This window comes from Nostoc sp., assembly GCF_036919495.1.
Lineage (GTDB): Bacteria > Cyanobacteriota > Cyanobacteriia > Cyanobacteriales > Nostocaceae > Nostoc.
This window is the reverse complement of sequence record NZ_JBALBZ010000170.1, coordinates 246,568-260,373: the sequence shown is the minus strand read 5'-3', so window position 1 is coordinate 260,373 and position 13,806 is coordinate 246,568. Positions and strand designations below refer to the sequence as shown.

The window sequence follows — 13,806 nt, the reverse complement described above, 5'->3', positions numbered from 1 at the left end:
TCTCAGTTGCACTCGACTTAATAAATCCTCAACATTTAAGAAACTGGTTTGCCAGTTGCTGTTACTGTACCTCATAACAGCCGTAAGTGCTGTATATTTACCCCCCGGCTATGCCGTCCCCCCTTGTGAAGGGGGGACTAATTATGTGTATCTTCATACAGAAGTGGTATTAGATGTAGTAAGACTTTCCTGATTTATATCTATTGCCTCATAGTGTCAATACTGCTCGGTTAAGCGGAAAAAGCTTAAAATTCGTAGGTTGGGTTGAGGAACGAAACCCAACATTTCTGGGGCTTGGTTGGGTTGAACGAAGTGAAACCCAACCTACAAATATTCTTAACCGAGCAGTATTGCTCATAGTGTTTGTTTGTGAAGCTAGACCAAATATTAAGACTTGTAGGCCTATTCACTGCTCTATATTTACTTACTAATATTTTTCTGCGTTATCCGCCGTTTCTTCATCAACAGGTTTAACTATTACATTTGTATATCTTTGAAGAATATAAGCAGCTTGAAATAAATCTAAAATTGCACCTTGAAGCTGATTGATATTAATTTGCAAGCCTTCTATATTAGAACCTCGAAAATCTGTATCTTTAAATTTAGCATCAGCAAGGATAACGTTATTCATTCGGCAATTTATAAATTTTACATTTGTTAGAGAAGTTTCCAAAAAAGTGGAATCTTCAAGCTGACAATTTTCAAAAATAACACGCTCAAATTTACTCAAATTAAATTGTGAAAACTGTCCTTGACAGCCCTTAAACATAACATTTTTTAATCTAGATTTTATTGCTTTAAATCCCAGCAATCTACAGTTAATAAACTCAACTCTACTAAGCAAACTTTCTTCCCATTCAGTATTAGCAAAATCACTTTTAGTAATTTTAACATCTTGTAAAGAAAGCTTTTTAAAATAAGTATTTATAGCTTTAACATTATCAAAGTAGGCATATTGAAAATCTACTCCTCTAGTTCCCTCAAGCTGACAATTTGATAAATGTACGTTTTGATAGCTCTCTAATTCAGATAATTGATTATCTGGTATCCCCTTATTCATACTTTCAGATAAAGGTAAATTAGGAAGCTCAATAACTTTATGTTTCTTAGGCATATTTTTTATTAAAAATAATAGATAATTAATTACTAAGGAACGTGGATTAAATAAAATGCAAAATTTCATCCTGTATCTAGCTTCTCTCTCCAATATATCGGAGAGGGATTGAGGGTGAGGTAAGCTAGGGACATAAATTGTATGTTATTTAATTCTTGTTCCTAATCTCGTTTTTCTAACCTTTTAAAAACGGTGAGAACCAAAAAAGTCAGCAAAGCACTGATTAATGCTAACTGCCATAAACCACAGCCAGCAGCAATTCCTAAAGCAGCCGAAACCCAAATAGCTGCTGCTGATGTGAGTCCGTGAATTTCAAGTCGCTGTGATTCTTGAGAAGATTGGCGCACAATTTCTCCAGCACCGAGAAATCCTATACCGGTTGCAATCCCCTGAATTACGCGGCTAAGTGCATCACGACTGGACGGTGGCCCATCTGTTTGCATAATTATGAGAGTAAAAATGGCTGAACCGAAACTCACCAAGATATGAGTTCTTAAACCGGCTGGTTTACGTCTAATTTGGCGTTCTAAGCCGATAATTGCTCCAATAAACAATGCAAGGCACAGTCTGAAGCTAATATTTAGCCAATCATTAGTTGCAAGGTAGTAAGTGTTTGGCAATGCTTAGTCTGGTGTAGAGCATTTTATATAATAGTACAGCACCGCATAAATCTAGGTACTATACATATAAATTAACAAGATTTCGAGCATCCCATTGTTAAAGGTAGGCAAACTTTCGCCACAACTACTAGTACCGCAAGGCGGAAGTCAAAAGTCACGCACACTTTAATTTTTGGCTTTCTGGCTGTAATAAAATATTAGGTTTATTTCCGCCAACCTATACTAGGTTAATTAGTAATATTTTTACAAAAATAGTGCAAAAATATTTTAATCTTTTATTGATGGAGTCTAATTTAACGAGTGCAATTTAATAGCCTATATCATATTTGGATTCTATTAATTCAGGAATACTTTTTTGGTACGACTTAATCTCTTATACCAATTCTGTATGAAGATACGCTAAACCATATTTAAGCACAAGAAAGAAGAAAAAGAAACGTAGACGCATTAGCGAAGCGGTAGCGACGAAGGAGCGTCAGCGGCTTGCCGCAGGCTACCGCAAAGAACGCATAGACACGAAGTGGCTTCTTGTTCGCGTAGCGTCTCCGAAGGTGAAGGGTAGGACACAAAGAAAGAAAGTAAAAGGGTTTGGCGCAGCCTCACAAAGAAATGATATTACCTTGTTAGGATTATTTACCAATAAGATATTATTTTGCTCAAAAATAAATTTTAAGTTTATTAAATAGAGTTTTTAACTATTTAAAATGACTGAACCATAAAATTTTACTTTAAATTGCAAGATTTAACCCATACACTCAATAATTAAATATGATACCGCCATCTACAACTCACTCAAACAACTAAACCCCCGATTGTAGGGAAGAGAGGCTAAAGGAAGGAAAATATTTGAATTACAAAGGAGTTGAATTACAGCAATACATCGTGTAACTGGCAATTAACCACTAATAAGGTCGGTAAATTAAACGTAAATGCTGGAAAATCCTCTTTTAGTAAGGAGTCAGTGGATTTCCGGCTGATAACGTACTAAGAGGAAATGGCTATGGCTACAAATAGATAACTGACAACTAACAAATTGAGTGGACAAACTCTACTGGCTAGACCAAATTAAACTACAAGACCGCGCCAAAGTAGGTAACAAAGCATTTTACTTGAGCAGAATCATGCAGCGTGGCTATCCGGTGGTGCCTGGTTTTGTCGTTTCGGCAGAAATTTTGCGAGAATTTCTCGAAAATCTCAATAGTTCAGAGTCATTAGTGGCTGACTTACCCCATTCTTCGTTACACCTGGATGTAGCTAATTGGCGTCAACTTCAGCAAGTAGCAGGCCGTTTGCGCCAAGAAATACTCACTGCGACTGTGCCACAAGATTGGGTGAATACAATTTTCCAAGCAGCTAGAGAATGGCAAACTGGCTGTTTGATTCTTCGACCTACCTTAGCAGTATCAAATGCTACTCCAAATCTGAATAATATATCTGGTTTGCTGGAGTCGGTGTTTTGCCAGTGCGAACCCGAAGCGATCGCTTATGCCCTCAAGCGTACCTGGAGCCAGATATTTCGTGCTAGAAGTCTACTATATTGGCAACGGGCAGGAATTAACCTGCAACAAATCAGTTTAGCGGTTTTGGTTCAACCTGTTGAGAATGCGATCGCCAGTGGCTTGCTGAGTGCTAACTCCTCTGGCTGGGAAATTGAAGCTACTTGGGGATTAGGAATTGCAATAGCTCAAGGCGAAGTCCAGCCAGATGTTTACTACATTCAACAGGCAACCGGGGTTGTGCTTGAGCAGCAGTTGGGCAATAAAATGCTCGCTTATGGTGTGGATGATGCAGCACCGGAAGCTTTTTCGCAACCCCTGCCCAAGTCAGCCCTAACACCAGATCACACTTGTCTAAATACCTACCTAATTCAGGAAGCCCAACAAAAACAGTACGCTTTACAAGAAGAATACGTACAACAAATAATTGCTCTAGGAACTCAACTGCTGAGTGAACTGGGTAAAAGCTTTACCATTAAATGGACTATCGCCGGGCAAAATACATCTGGCAAGCTCTACATTACACAAGTTAGTCCTCCCCATGTAATTCACCACAGACACTTCATTAGGGGAATAGGGGCAGCAGGAGGACGTGTTGTGGCGAATGCCCTTGTAATTAATAATCCGCAGCACAAACCCGAAGAATTACCCAAGGGAGTGATTTTAGTAATAACAGCGATCGCACCTGATTGGTTACCATTACTGCACCAAGTTGGTGGTATTATTACTGAACAAGGCGGATTAACCAGCCACGCTGCAATTCTTGCCAGAGAATTAGGTATTGCAGCAGTAGTTAATGCAACATCTGTTACAAGCTTAATCCAAACTGGCGAACGACTGCTACTCGATGGCGACAGAGGAGAAGTTTATCGGATCAAAGAAGAAGGCGAAAGTGGGAGAGAAAAAGAGATGGAGAGGAAGAAAGTGGCAGAAAATCCTCTCCATTCCCCTATCTCCCCATCCCTTCCTGTTACTTCTCATCTACCTATGATTGCTACCCAACTGCTGGTGAACTTGAGTCAGTCTAGTTTAATAGAACAAGTACAAAGCTTACCTGTGGATGGAGTGGGATTGTTGCGCTCAGAATTGATGGTACTAAATATATTGTCCGGGCAACATCCTAAGAGTTGGATTTTAGGCGGGCGGCAAGCAGAATTGTTAGAGCTATGGTCTGAGCAGATTATCCAGTTTGCCCGTGCCTTTGCACCAAGACCAGTTTTTTATCGTTCTTTAGATTGGCCACAAGATTTACCATCATTGAGTGATAATTTACAATCTTCAACACAATCGATGTTAGGTGAACGTGGTACCTTCAGCTATTTACGAAATCCCGCAGTCTTTGAATTGGAACTGCAAGCTTTAGCGAGTGTCCAGCAAGCTGGTTACAGCAATATAAATCTACTGTTGCCTTTTGTGCGGACTGTAGAAGAATTTATCTTTTGTCGTCGCAAAGTTGAGCAAGCCCTTTTAACTGAGGTGTCACAGTTTCAATTGTGGATGATGGCAGAAGTGCCAAGCGTCCTGTTTTTACTACCAGAATATGTTAAAGCAGGTGCAGCCGGAATTTCTATTGGTACAAATGATTTGACCCAATTATTGCTCGGAGTGGATCGAGAGCAAGGACAGCTAGGAAAAGTATTTAATGAACGGCATCCGGCAGTTATGGGTGCGATCGCTCAACTGATCAAAATGGCTAAAAGTGCCGGTATCCCTTGTTCAATCTGCGGTCAAGCACCAGCCATCTATCCAGAAATTATTGATAAGTTAGTGGAATGGGGTATAACTTCCATTTCCGTTGAACCGGAAGCAGTGGAACGAACATATCAAGCGATCGCTCGTGCTGAACAACGGATAATTTTAGCAGCAGCACGACGAAAACTTCATTAGTTAAGAGTGATTTAATGATTCTAGGCGTGATAGCCAGATGTTGAAGTGGGGACACCTGCTCCGAATTACTTCTAGTCCAATTCGTTCAGCTAACTGTGGTGCAAAAGCAGGCTTCGCTTTTCCATAATCAGGAAACCGAGCGATGATGCGTTTACTGGGAGCTGTCTGTTGTCCGTCGTTGATCAACTCAGGTGTCTCATATTGATTAGCGATCGCCTTAAGAGCCTCAATCTCTTTTGTACGACGAGCATCAAGATATTCAAAGCACGTTGGATCGGCAAAAAGATATGCTTCGTATTCATGTAATTGAATGTACGGAATAAATCGGTAATCACTGATATCCTCTGCAAAGCGTTGCTCTAGAAATTCGACCCGTTGTACAGGATTTTGGCGCAAACTCTCAGCTTCAGCCAATCCAGGAAAATCAGGAGCAATAGCATACAAATCAATCATCGTAGTGAAGAATACATCACGATTACTATCTTCGTTGAGCGATCGTAGAATATCGTTTTTCATTGGCTCGTAATTGCGTCCACCGCCGCGATGCACCTTCCCCTTTTTTCTGGCATGAGCGATTAGCCGAGGGTAGTGCATAAACACTTCATGTTGAGCTAAGTGTGGTTTTATCAAAGTGTCGGCGAATGTCTGCTCAGTTTGTCCTTCAGCAAATAGGTAGAGGCGCATCATTAATGTGGTCCTCCCCCAATGATATTTTTCTCCCAGACTTCTCCCAAACTGTACTCGTCGAGCCAAGTTTCTAATACTGTGGGATTGAGACGCTTAAATTGCGACTCCTTTCCCTCCCGGTTTACCGCAATTACATCTTCAGGATCAAAATTATCCAAGAAGGAGCTAGATTGGGTGCTAATGAGAATTTGCGTATGGAGCGAAGCCTTGCTAAACAAGCCAGCCACAACATTTAGAGCATAGGGGTGAAGACCTAGTTCTGGCTCATCAACAACGATAAGTCCTGGTAATTTATCCTCTGGCTGTAAGAGCAGTGTTACCAGACATATAGCGCGTAAAGTGCCATCTGAAAATTGATGGGGTCCAAAAACACTATCTGATTCCTTTTCTTGCCAGTTCAGAATCACACGATTAGATGCATCTGGCTCAAGAACAAAGTCATGGAAAAATGGTGCAATCAAACGGATTGTTCCGATGATACGTTGATAAGTTGAAATATTTTCTTCGCGGAATTTCAGAAGTAATGCAGCTAAATTTCCGGCATCAGGCATGAGCCATCGGTTATCGCCTACGTAACAAGATTGCCGCACTCCCGCTGTAGAAGATGTATCGTGAAAATGATATACACGGCAACGATCAAGCAAATATTTAAGCGTCTTAGCTGTTTGTTTACCTTCGTCTGCTGCTGCACTAATTTTTGTTTCCTGATGCCCTGCACCCAACTGGTCAATCCTTGGGGATGTCCTACCCGTTTGCAGAAAGCTCAATGTCTCTTCGGCAAAGATTAGGGTATCACCAGCGGCATGGAATAACCGCAGATTATATGTATCTACCCCGTTTTCAACTTCAAACTCCAATTTTGCTTCTATCTGAGGAGTTATCTTGGGCCCAAAGTGCAAGAGGGACTGAGCACGCCCCGACATACCGATATATTGTTGGAAGCGTCCAGCCATCATCTCATTAAGCATCTTGAAGAACGAGATGAGATTGCTTTTGCCTGCTCCATTTGCTCCAATCAAGATATTTAAGGGACGCAACTCAAGATCCATCGCCTTAATAGACTTGAACCCGTTAAGGGTTAATCGTTGCAGCCTATTCAAAAGTCGGTCTCCAGAATCGGTAAATGTGTATTTGCTTGCTCTTATCTAACACCCACAGACTTCTACTAGATCATTATTTTGATTTTGCAAATAAAAAATTTGGAAAACTTTACAAAGTTATAAGCTAAAAATCTTTTAATTTGCATCCTCAAAAAAATGAATCTCTTGTGGGGTGGGCATTTTGCCCGCCCTAGTTGTGCAAATTAAATGCGCGACAGCTTACAACACCGCCAAAATGTTCAATATCGGTAAATCGCTGCAACGGCTGTGCTATATGGAATCTCTTCAAAGGGAACAGCGTAAACCGTGCCACCGTTTAATAAGGTATGAGCAGCGACAAAATCCAACAAATCCTCATCACCAGTTTCTTTTTCTGGGTGCAAATAAACGGTTTCTGAAGTTGGATCAAATAAACCCCACTGTTGCTGACCAACTGCAACTATTAATGAATCCACTCGTTGGTAATAAGCGGCTGAAACAACTTCTTCAAGGTTATTAGATGCTTTACCAGTATCACCACCAAATAATTCGTGAAATTGTTCTAAAACTGCTTGCTGTGACTTTTGGAAATCAGCCTCGACAATCGGCCAAGCTTGGTCATGTAACTCTTGGGCGCTGAGAATTTCTGGATTACCAGTGATAGCTTCATCCATTAAATGCTGGTAACTATTTGCTTGTCTATACACAGGCAAGAGATACTCTACCCCAGCCAGCACCAAAGGCGCTTTTTGCAATTTCAGTTTCTCGTATAATGCGCGATCGACAATTTGAAAGAATTGGAGGATGTCTTCTTGGCGTCTATCCCTGTCAGGGCTTCCCTGTCCGTGAAACGTACCTGGTTGCTGAAAAGAATTGGAGGTTCCCCCTTTTGATGTTGCGATGCGAAACTGACCTTCTTTAGCAGTATCGTCTCTTTGCAGAGCTTCATCTAGACTTTTTGGAAGATTTTCTACTTCTACCTCTTTGACGCTGTAGCGTGTTCCTTCAAAGAACCTGACATCTTGTTGGCTCAAAGCCAGCATATAAAAGCGACCATTGCCATTTAAAATTGGCAGCAGTGGTTTGATGTGAAATCGGTCTGTAACTACCACCAACTCTTGAAAATCAATTGGCAGGGGATAATAGCGAAAAATATTGTCAGAAATAAAAATCGCCAGCCCTTGCTCTCCGATTTGCTCCCAAAACTCTTGGGTATCAATTTCCTGGGATTTTTCTAATAATGCGATCGCATCTTCCTGTTCCAAACCCGCATCAATTAAACGAGTCTGTGCTTCCCTGATCAAATTTTTAAAGCGAATTGGGTTTTGTCGCACTTCTGGTCCGGCTGGGTGCGTTGGCATATAAATAGAAACACAATTTCCTTTTGGTTGTTCTATTAATGTCTTTATTTCCTCTCTAGAGATTAATTGCATATTATATTCCTCTTATTAACGTGACCAGACCCATCAGAACAGACCATCCATATTCAATGATCTGATAGGACGTTATTCTCAGATGGTGGCGGTTGAAGTTCAACCGTTTGCTTCTGAATTTATTTCACCTCAAGGAGGGTTTAGTTGCATCTTTCTTTTGATAGGCAATATTCATGTTTGAGAATTACTAATTAAAACCCTCAATTTTAAAGCTAAAATCGCCACAAACATCAAATGTTTGGCGTGTTAGAGTTTGCGCGTCCTGAGTTTATGCCTATTCTACTGTCTGGTCGGCTAAGGCCTAAAGTTACTCGTTTCATAATCCAGTACAAACCGGCAAGTACCACAAAGGTGATAGAAACAATCACTAGGGGCTGTTTTCCCAGAATTTCTTCTACTCCTTTGGTTAGTACAGCATCGGGTTGAGTAATAAAATCCCAACTGTTGAAACGCAAAAATCGCCCCCAATAAACACCAACAGCGCAAAGAAAATGGGTAATCAACTCAACGCGCCAAATCCATTGGCTTTTGCCGATACGATGTAAGTAGTAACCCCAATTAATTAACGATATTACATAAGCTTCAAATCCACTAAAAATTATTAATAAATAGACAGGGATGAGTACTAAAGTAATCATCCAAACTGATTGAATCGTGCGGATATCATCTATCAAGTGAATTACATCAGTCAATAAATATGGTGCATTAGGTAAGAAAGCATAGAAAACTAAGAATCCTAGCCACCAAAGCCAAGAGCCACCACGCCTAAACCGAAATAGCCACACACTCAAAGCTAAAGGTATAAAAGCCAGAAATAAATTCCAAGTCATCCAACTCATATTAATTCGCAAGACCTGTACAACTCTGGCTATCAATTCTTCTTTCATAGGTGCTAATTTAGAAGATGTTTTATTGATCTAAATTCACTCTGTAGTGTTAGTATTAACCTAAGTGATTGACTGATAAAATTTTTGTATCCCCAAGGAAATTTGTTTACTCCAAGAGCAGATAAGGCTTTTGTGCCACTTGTAAGGAAATGCACACTAATGTCTGAATTTAGAGTTTTTATGTCTTCCATACTGCGGGATGAAATTTCTCAATCATGAAATCACTAGTATAGCCAGAAAATCATCAGGGTAAAATCTACCAGGCAAAGAAAGTCTGAGCGGCAAAAAGGCTGCTGAATATTTTCCTGTGGACTTTTTTTATGGAAATGTTGCCCCTGTCCTAACTATTATATTGATTTAATTTTGCCCTGGTAGAGTTCCAGAAGCATCCTAAAGTTTTTGCCAAGAGTGGAAAATACTTGTGCCCCATCAGATAGATTATTCTGGCTGGCTACAGTATTTATTCATCTGATTGACTAATGTATCCGACTGCTGGCCAAGTGTTGTGGCTGTTGTCAGTGCTGAATCAATTTCGCCCCTCGCCTTTTGGATTTTTTCTCTACCCGATACCGAGGTATCTGCTGTTTTGGTCGCACCAAGGGCCCTAGCGGCAATGGCTATCGCTTGACTAAGATTTTGAAAAATCTTCACAAAACCGCTTTGAAATTCTTTTAGCTTAGGATCTTTTAAATTCAGTTCCCTAATCGATTTAGTCACAAATTCTAAATCTTTAGATAGCTGTATGCTGGTAATCACTTGCGTTCCTTTATTTTTATCAATCAGAGAAGTTCCGGCATTCACAACTCGAATCAGTCGCTGGCATTGGGAAACTTTATTTTCACTGCAACTAGTAATGAATAAAACAATGCTTAGGCTAACAGAAGCAAGAACAGTATATTTATGTGAAACAGACATTAACACCCCAACAGCAATAAAACCGAGAATATAGTATCCAATATTACGAAAAAATGAGGGGATTGGGCATTGAAAATAGTCAGAAGGGCAGGGTGCTGCTCTTGCTGAGGGGAAAATTCATCTCCCTTGCTCTCGTTCACCTACGCTCCCTGCTTCCTCATGCCCAAATCACCAATCGATCGGTAAACCCAACTGGTCTAAAGTAGCACCATCTTGCAAAAGTGGCTGAATATTGCTGTCTATTTGAATCCGACCACCAGATAGTACCAAAGCGCGTTGAGTAACTCTGCCTAACCAATGTAGGTCATGAGAAGCAATTAATATCACCTGCACGGGTAACTTTAACAACACTTGCGCTAAATGCCGCCGCCACGCTGGATCAAGACCGTTAGTCGGCTCATCTAAAATTAAAATTGTCGGGTCTAGGGCTAAAATTGAGGACTTGGGGTAGATTTTTCAGTTCTACCGGGATGCCATTAATCGTAATTTTCCCAGTTTGCGGTTGTTTTAAGCCGATTAGGTTCTCCAGCAAGGTGCTTTTTCCAGAACCAGTTGCTCCCATCAACGCCACGCGATCGCCCGGATTTAAGGTAAAAGAAATTTCTTGCAATACTGGCTCCTGGCGGGAATAGGCATACGCCAGGTTTTCAACCTCAACTACGGCTGCGTGAGGGTTATGGGTTGGTGATTGGGGATTAGAAGTTAAAGATTTCAAGATTCACAAATTCAATATTCACAACTGCACTATATTCTGTAAGAAGCAAGAGTTACACAACCAGCGATCGCCCAAGCTGCTAGTATGGCAAAACGCTCTTTTGGTCTGAGGGTAGAATCTATGGGCAATTGCCCGTTGTAACCACGAGTTACCATTGCTGCATAGACTCGCTCTGCCCTGTCTAGACTACGGAGATACAAGGCTCCAATCATGGCAGCACTGGCGTAGCGCAGCCATGCCGCAGTTCCATTCAAACCGCGTAATTGAGCGCTACGCTGCATCCGCGTCACTTCTGAGAGCAAAATTTCCATATATTGCCCTGCTAATAACAAGTTTTCTTTTAAAGGTGCTGGTACAGGTAAGCCTTTGAGGGCGATGCCGAAACTGTGGGGCGGTAAGGTTAACAAAAAACTATTCATCGTAACCAAACAAACCAGAGAACGAACTAGCAAAAAACTGGCTCGTTCCCATCCCAAGGGCAATGCTAACAATGACAAAAAAATCAATTCTGTACCGAGTAATCCTCCCAAGCGGCGGATGGGTACGCGCAACAGCCAAGCCCACAAAAGTGCGATCGCTCGAAGGCAATAAAGAGTGCTGCTATACTCACTAAACCAGTAGCCCCTGCCACTGGAACAGAAATAAATCCATCAGGAATATGCATAATCTACCCTGTACAATAGACGTTTATTTACTCAATACAAGCAATAAAACAAAGGCATTAAATTACTACCAAACAAAACTCTCACCTTTTTTGCAATGCCCTCTTGGAGGATTTGATGCTGTTACTTTCGAGATATTTACTATCCAATGGCTGCTAAATAGTATACTTATTTCCTATTTTATTAATTTTTGTTAACTTTATTTTTATATATATCGCTAAATGTTGATAAATTCTTAGAAAAGTCGAAAAAGCTTGACTTTAATAAGGTAACATGCATTTAATTTGCAGATTCTCAATCGCCAAAAGTCTGGCTAGGATTGCCTTTTTTCTCTACGAAACGCTATGCGAACATTTGGAATTGCTTTGCTTTTCTTACGATTGAGATATAGTTATCACAGCAGTTTTTATTTATTTAAACCACATCTATCGTAGGGACACAGCATTGCAGTGCCCAAAAGCGCGAGTTTATTTACTAAATTGTCCTCTACAGCTACTATTTATTACGGATGATTTGTGATTTGCTACATTATACCTACTAACAATTACTCACAAGTCCTCACATAGCCTAGATAAACAGTATATTTGCTGACTTAGCTAACTAATGGTACAGTATTAATTGTTTGTATAAAAAATAATATTTAACACATTATAAATAATACCATAAAATTGAGTGGTTAAATGTAAAGCTTAGATGAAGTTTAGGAAAATATTTTGAATTGAAGCGCGGAAATTACTAAACTTTTCAAAACAGCTAACTGTAATAAAAGTATTCATCAATTAACTAACCAGGTTCAGTCAATTAAGCCAGCAGATGTTCGGCTTTGTTTCGCTCGGTTTTTACACATCCTCCTTCTGTAATGTGAAATTATGAAGACAAACTCATCCAACTCGCTGTTAACAGTACCAACTGGACCACTAAAGATTTCAGAGTTGCCTCCTAACGGTGTGGGTATAAGTGGTGAATCTATCCATCTTTCCCTAGTAATTCCTACTTATAAAGAACGTGACAACATCAAGAATGTGGTCAACATATTGAGTCAGTTACTGGATGAATCTATTCCAGGAAACTATGAATTAATTGTGGTAGACGATGATAGCCCAGACCGAACTTGGGAAATAGCACAATCCTTGACGACAGAATACCCTCAGTTACGGGTGATGCGACGCCAACAGGAACGGGGTCTATCCTCTGCGGTGATTCGTGGGTGGCAAGCAGCCACAGGGAATGTTTTGGGGGTGATTGATGGAGATTTGCAGCATCCACCAGAGGTGCTGATGCAACTGTTGCGTAGTGTTGAGCAGGGAGCAGATTTGGCAGTAGCCAGTCGTCATGTGGACGGAGGCGGCGTCAGTAGCTGGAGTGTTGTTAGGCGTATCTTGTCTCGTGGCGCTCAATTGTTGGGCTTAGTGATCTTACCGGGGGTACTGGGAAGAGTTTCCGATCCCATGAGTGGTTATTTTATGGTGCGCCGGAGTGCGATCGCAAATGCAATACTCAATCCAGTTGGATATAAAATTCTCCTAGAAGTAATCGGACGGGGAAAGGTAGACCAAGTTGCCGAAGTTGGGTATGTGTTCTGCGAACGCAAAGAGGGAGAGAGTAAGGTGACATGGAAGCAATATGTAGATTACATCCACCACTTGGTACGGTTGCGGCTCTCCACAGGAAGAGTAGGACGATTGAGTAGAAAAGTCAATTTCCCAGTTGGTAGATTCGTCCGCTTTGGATTGGTTGGCTTTAGTGGTGTGTTTGTGGATATGGCAATACTTTACTTGCTCAGTGATCCGACTACCTTGGCTTGGCCACTGACGCGCAGCAAAATTATTGCTGGTGAGATTGCAATTTTAAATAATTTCTTCTGGAATGATGCTTGGACATTTGCGGATGTCAGCGCCAGACAGCAAGGATGGAAGCAACGCCTGAAGCGGTTTGGGAAATTCAACGCTATTTGTCTTGCTGGACTGGTATTGAATGTACTGATATTAAATTTGGTATTTAATTTTCTGATTCCTAACCGTTATATTGCCAACTTTATAGCGATCGCAATTGCTACCGTCTGGAATTTCTGGATTAATTTGAAACTTAGCTGGCGCGTCACTGATGTGAAATAATCACAACGAGGGATTTGAGATTTTGATTTTTGTTCTTAGACTTTAGAACGAACTGAAATCTAAAACGTCAAATCTACAATTCCATTCGTATGAGGCCCGGCAATGAGAGCTTTTTTCCAAGGTGCATTTGATTTTTACAGAAAAATTATCTCGTTGCTATCTGTCTATGCTGCCCGTTTCCTGCCCATAGTAGATGC

At 40.8% G+C, this 13,806-nt stretch carries 11 protein-coding genes and 1 pseudogene; 3 read left to right on the top strand and 9 right to left on the bottom strand.

Annotated elements, in window-relative coordinates; translation table 11 throughout:
• The coding region (locus V7K25_RS25020; protein ID WP_335161602.1) for a hypothetical protein at nt 1-193 on the top strand (193 nt) is incomplete at its 5' end.
• Nucleotides 194-427: 234 nt separating this feature from the next.
• On the opposite strand, the gene V7K25_RS25015 is transcribed toward V7K25_RS25020, so the two are convergent.
• A complete protein-coding gene (locus tag V7K25_RS25015) occupies nt 428-1,114 on the bottom strand; it encodes a pentapeptide repeat-containing protein (RefSeq protein ID WP_335161600.1) in 687 nt (228 codons plus the stop codon).
• 161 nt (nt 1,115-1,275) lie between these two features.
• Nucleotides 1,276-1,734 (bottom strand): MgtC/SapB family protein, encoded by a 459-nt coding sequence (locus tag V7K25_RS25010; protein ID WP_335161598.1) that lies wholly within the window; start codon nt 1,732-1,734, stop codon nt 1,276-1,278.
• 1,037 nt (nt 1,735-2,771) lie between these two features.
• Between V7K25_RS25010 and V7K25_RS25005 the strand changes: the two genes are divergently transcribed.
• The gene (locus tag V7K25_RS25005; RefSeq protein WP_335161596.1) at nt 2,772-5,117 is read left to right on the top strand and encodes a putative PEP-binding protein; all 2,346 of its coding nucleotides are present in this window, start codon (nt 2,772-2,774) and stop codon (nt 5,115-5,117) included.
• Here the strand turns inward: V7K25_RS25005 and V7K25_RS25000 are convergent, their stop codons facing one another.
• The 7 genes and pseudogenes from V7K25_RS25000 to V7K25_RS24970 form a co-directional block, all read right to left on the bottom strand.
• A complete protein-coding gene (locus V7K25_RS25000; protein ID WP_335161593.1) occupies nt 5,118-5,804 on the bottom strand; it encodes a DUF4276 family protein in 687 nt (228 codons plus the stop codon).
• Nucleotides 5,804-6,904 carry an AAA family ATPase gene (locus tag V7K25_RS24995; protein WP_335161591.1) on the bottom strand — a complete coding sequence of 367 codons (1,101 nt, stop codon included), beginning with the start codon at nt 6,902-6,904 and terminating at the stop codon, nt 5,804-5,806. The genes V7K25_RS25000 and V7K25_RS24995 overlap by 1 nt, the downstream gene beginning before the upstream one ends.
• A gap of 239 nt (nt 6,905-7,143) precedes the next feature.
• A complete protein-coding gene (locus tag V7K25_RS24990) occupies nt 7,144-8,316 on the bottom strand; it encodes a baeRF3 domain-containing protein (RefSeq protein WP_335161589.1) in 1,173 nt (390 codons plus the stop codon).
• A gap of 230 nt (nt 8,317-8,546) precedes the next feature.
• Nucleotides 8,547-9,203 (bottom strand): DUF1361 domain-containing protein, encoded by a 657-nt coding sequence (locus tag V7K25_RS24985; protein ID WP_335161587.1) that lies wholly within the window; start codon nt 9,201-9,203, stop codon nt 8,547-8,549.
• A gap of 438 nt (nt 9,204-9,641) precedes the next feature.
• Nucleotides 9,642-10,118 (bottom strand): hypothetical protein, encoded by a 477-nt coding sequence (locus V7K25_RS24980; RefSeq protein WP_335161585.1) that lies wholly within the window; start codon nt 10,116-10,118, stop codon nt 9,642-9,644.
• Nucleotides 10,119-10,286: 168 nt separating this feature from the next.
• Nucleotides 10,287-10,833: pseudogene (locus V7K25_RS24975) on the bottom strand (energy-coupling factor ABC transporter ATP-binding protein).
• A gap of 29 nt (nt 10,834-10,862) precedes the next feature.
• Complete coding sequence (locus V7K25_RS24970) at nt 10,863-11,480, bottom strand: energy-coupling factor transporter transmembrane component T family protein (protein ID WP_442948114.1); 618 nt, start codon at nt 11,478-11,480, stop codon at nt 10,863-10,865.
• Between the two features lie 884 nt (nt 11,481-12,364).
• Between V7K25_RS24970 and V7K25_RS24960 the strand changes: the two genes are divergently transcribed.
• Nucleotides 12,365-13,609 carry a glycosyltransferase gene (locus tag V7K25_RS24960; protein WP_335161583.1) on the top strand — a complete coding sequence of 415 codons (1,245 nt, stop codon included), beginning with the start codon at nt 12,365-12,367 and terminating at the stop codon, nt 13,607-13,609.
• The last annotated feature ends 197 nt before the right edge of the window (nt 13,610-13,806 follow it).

Excerpts from the sequence above, each read along its gene's own strand:
- V7K25_RS24960 (WP_335161583.1), top strand. The coding sequence starts at position 12,365 with ATGAAGACAAACTCATCCAACTCGCTGTTAACAGTACCAACTGGACCA.
- V7K25_RS24990 (WP_335161589.1), bottom strand. The coding sequence starts at position 8,316 with ATGCAATTAATCTCTAGAGAGGAAATAAAGACATTAATAGAACAACCA.
- V7K25_RS25015 (WP_335161600.1), bottom strand. The coding sequence starts at position 1,114 with ATGCCTAAGAAACATAAAGTTATTGAGCTTCCTAATTTACCTTTATCT.
- V7K25_RS25000 (WP_335161593.1), bottom strand. The coding sequence starts at position 5,804 with ATGATGCGCCTCTACCTATTTGCTGAAGGACAAACTGAGCAGACATTC.
- V7K25_RS24985 (WP_335161587.1), bottom strand. The coding sequence starts at position 9,203 with ATGAAAGAAGAATTGATAGCCAGAGTTGTACAGGTCTTGCGAATTAAT.
- V7K25_RS24980 (WP_335161585.1), bottom strand. The coding sequence starts at position 10,118 with ATGTCTGTTTCACATAAATATACTGTTCTTGCTTCTGTTAGCCTAAGC.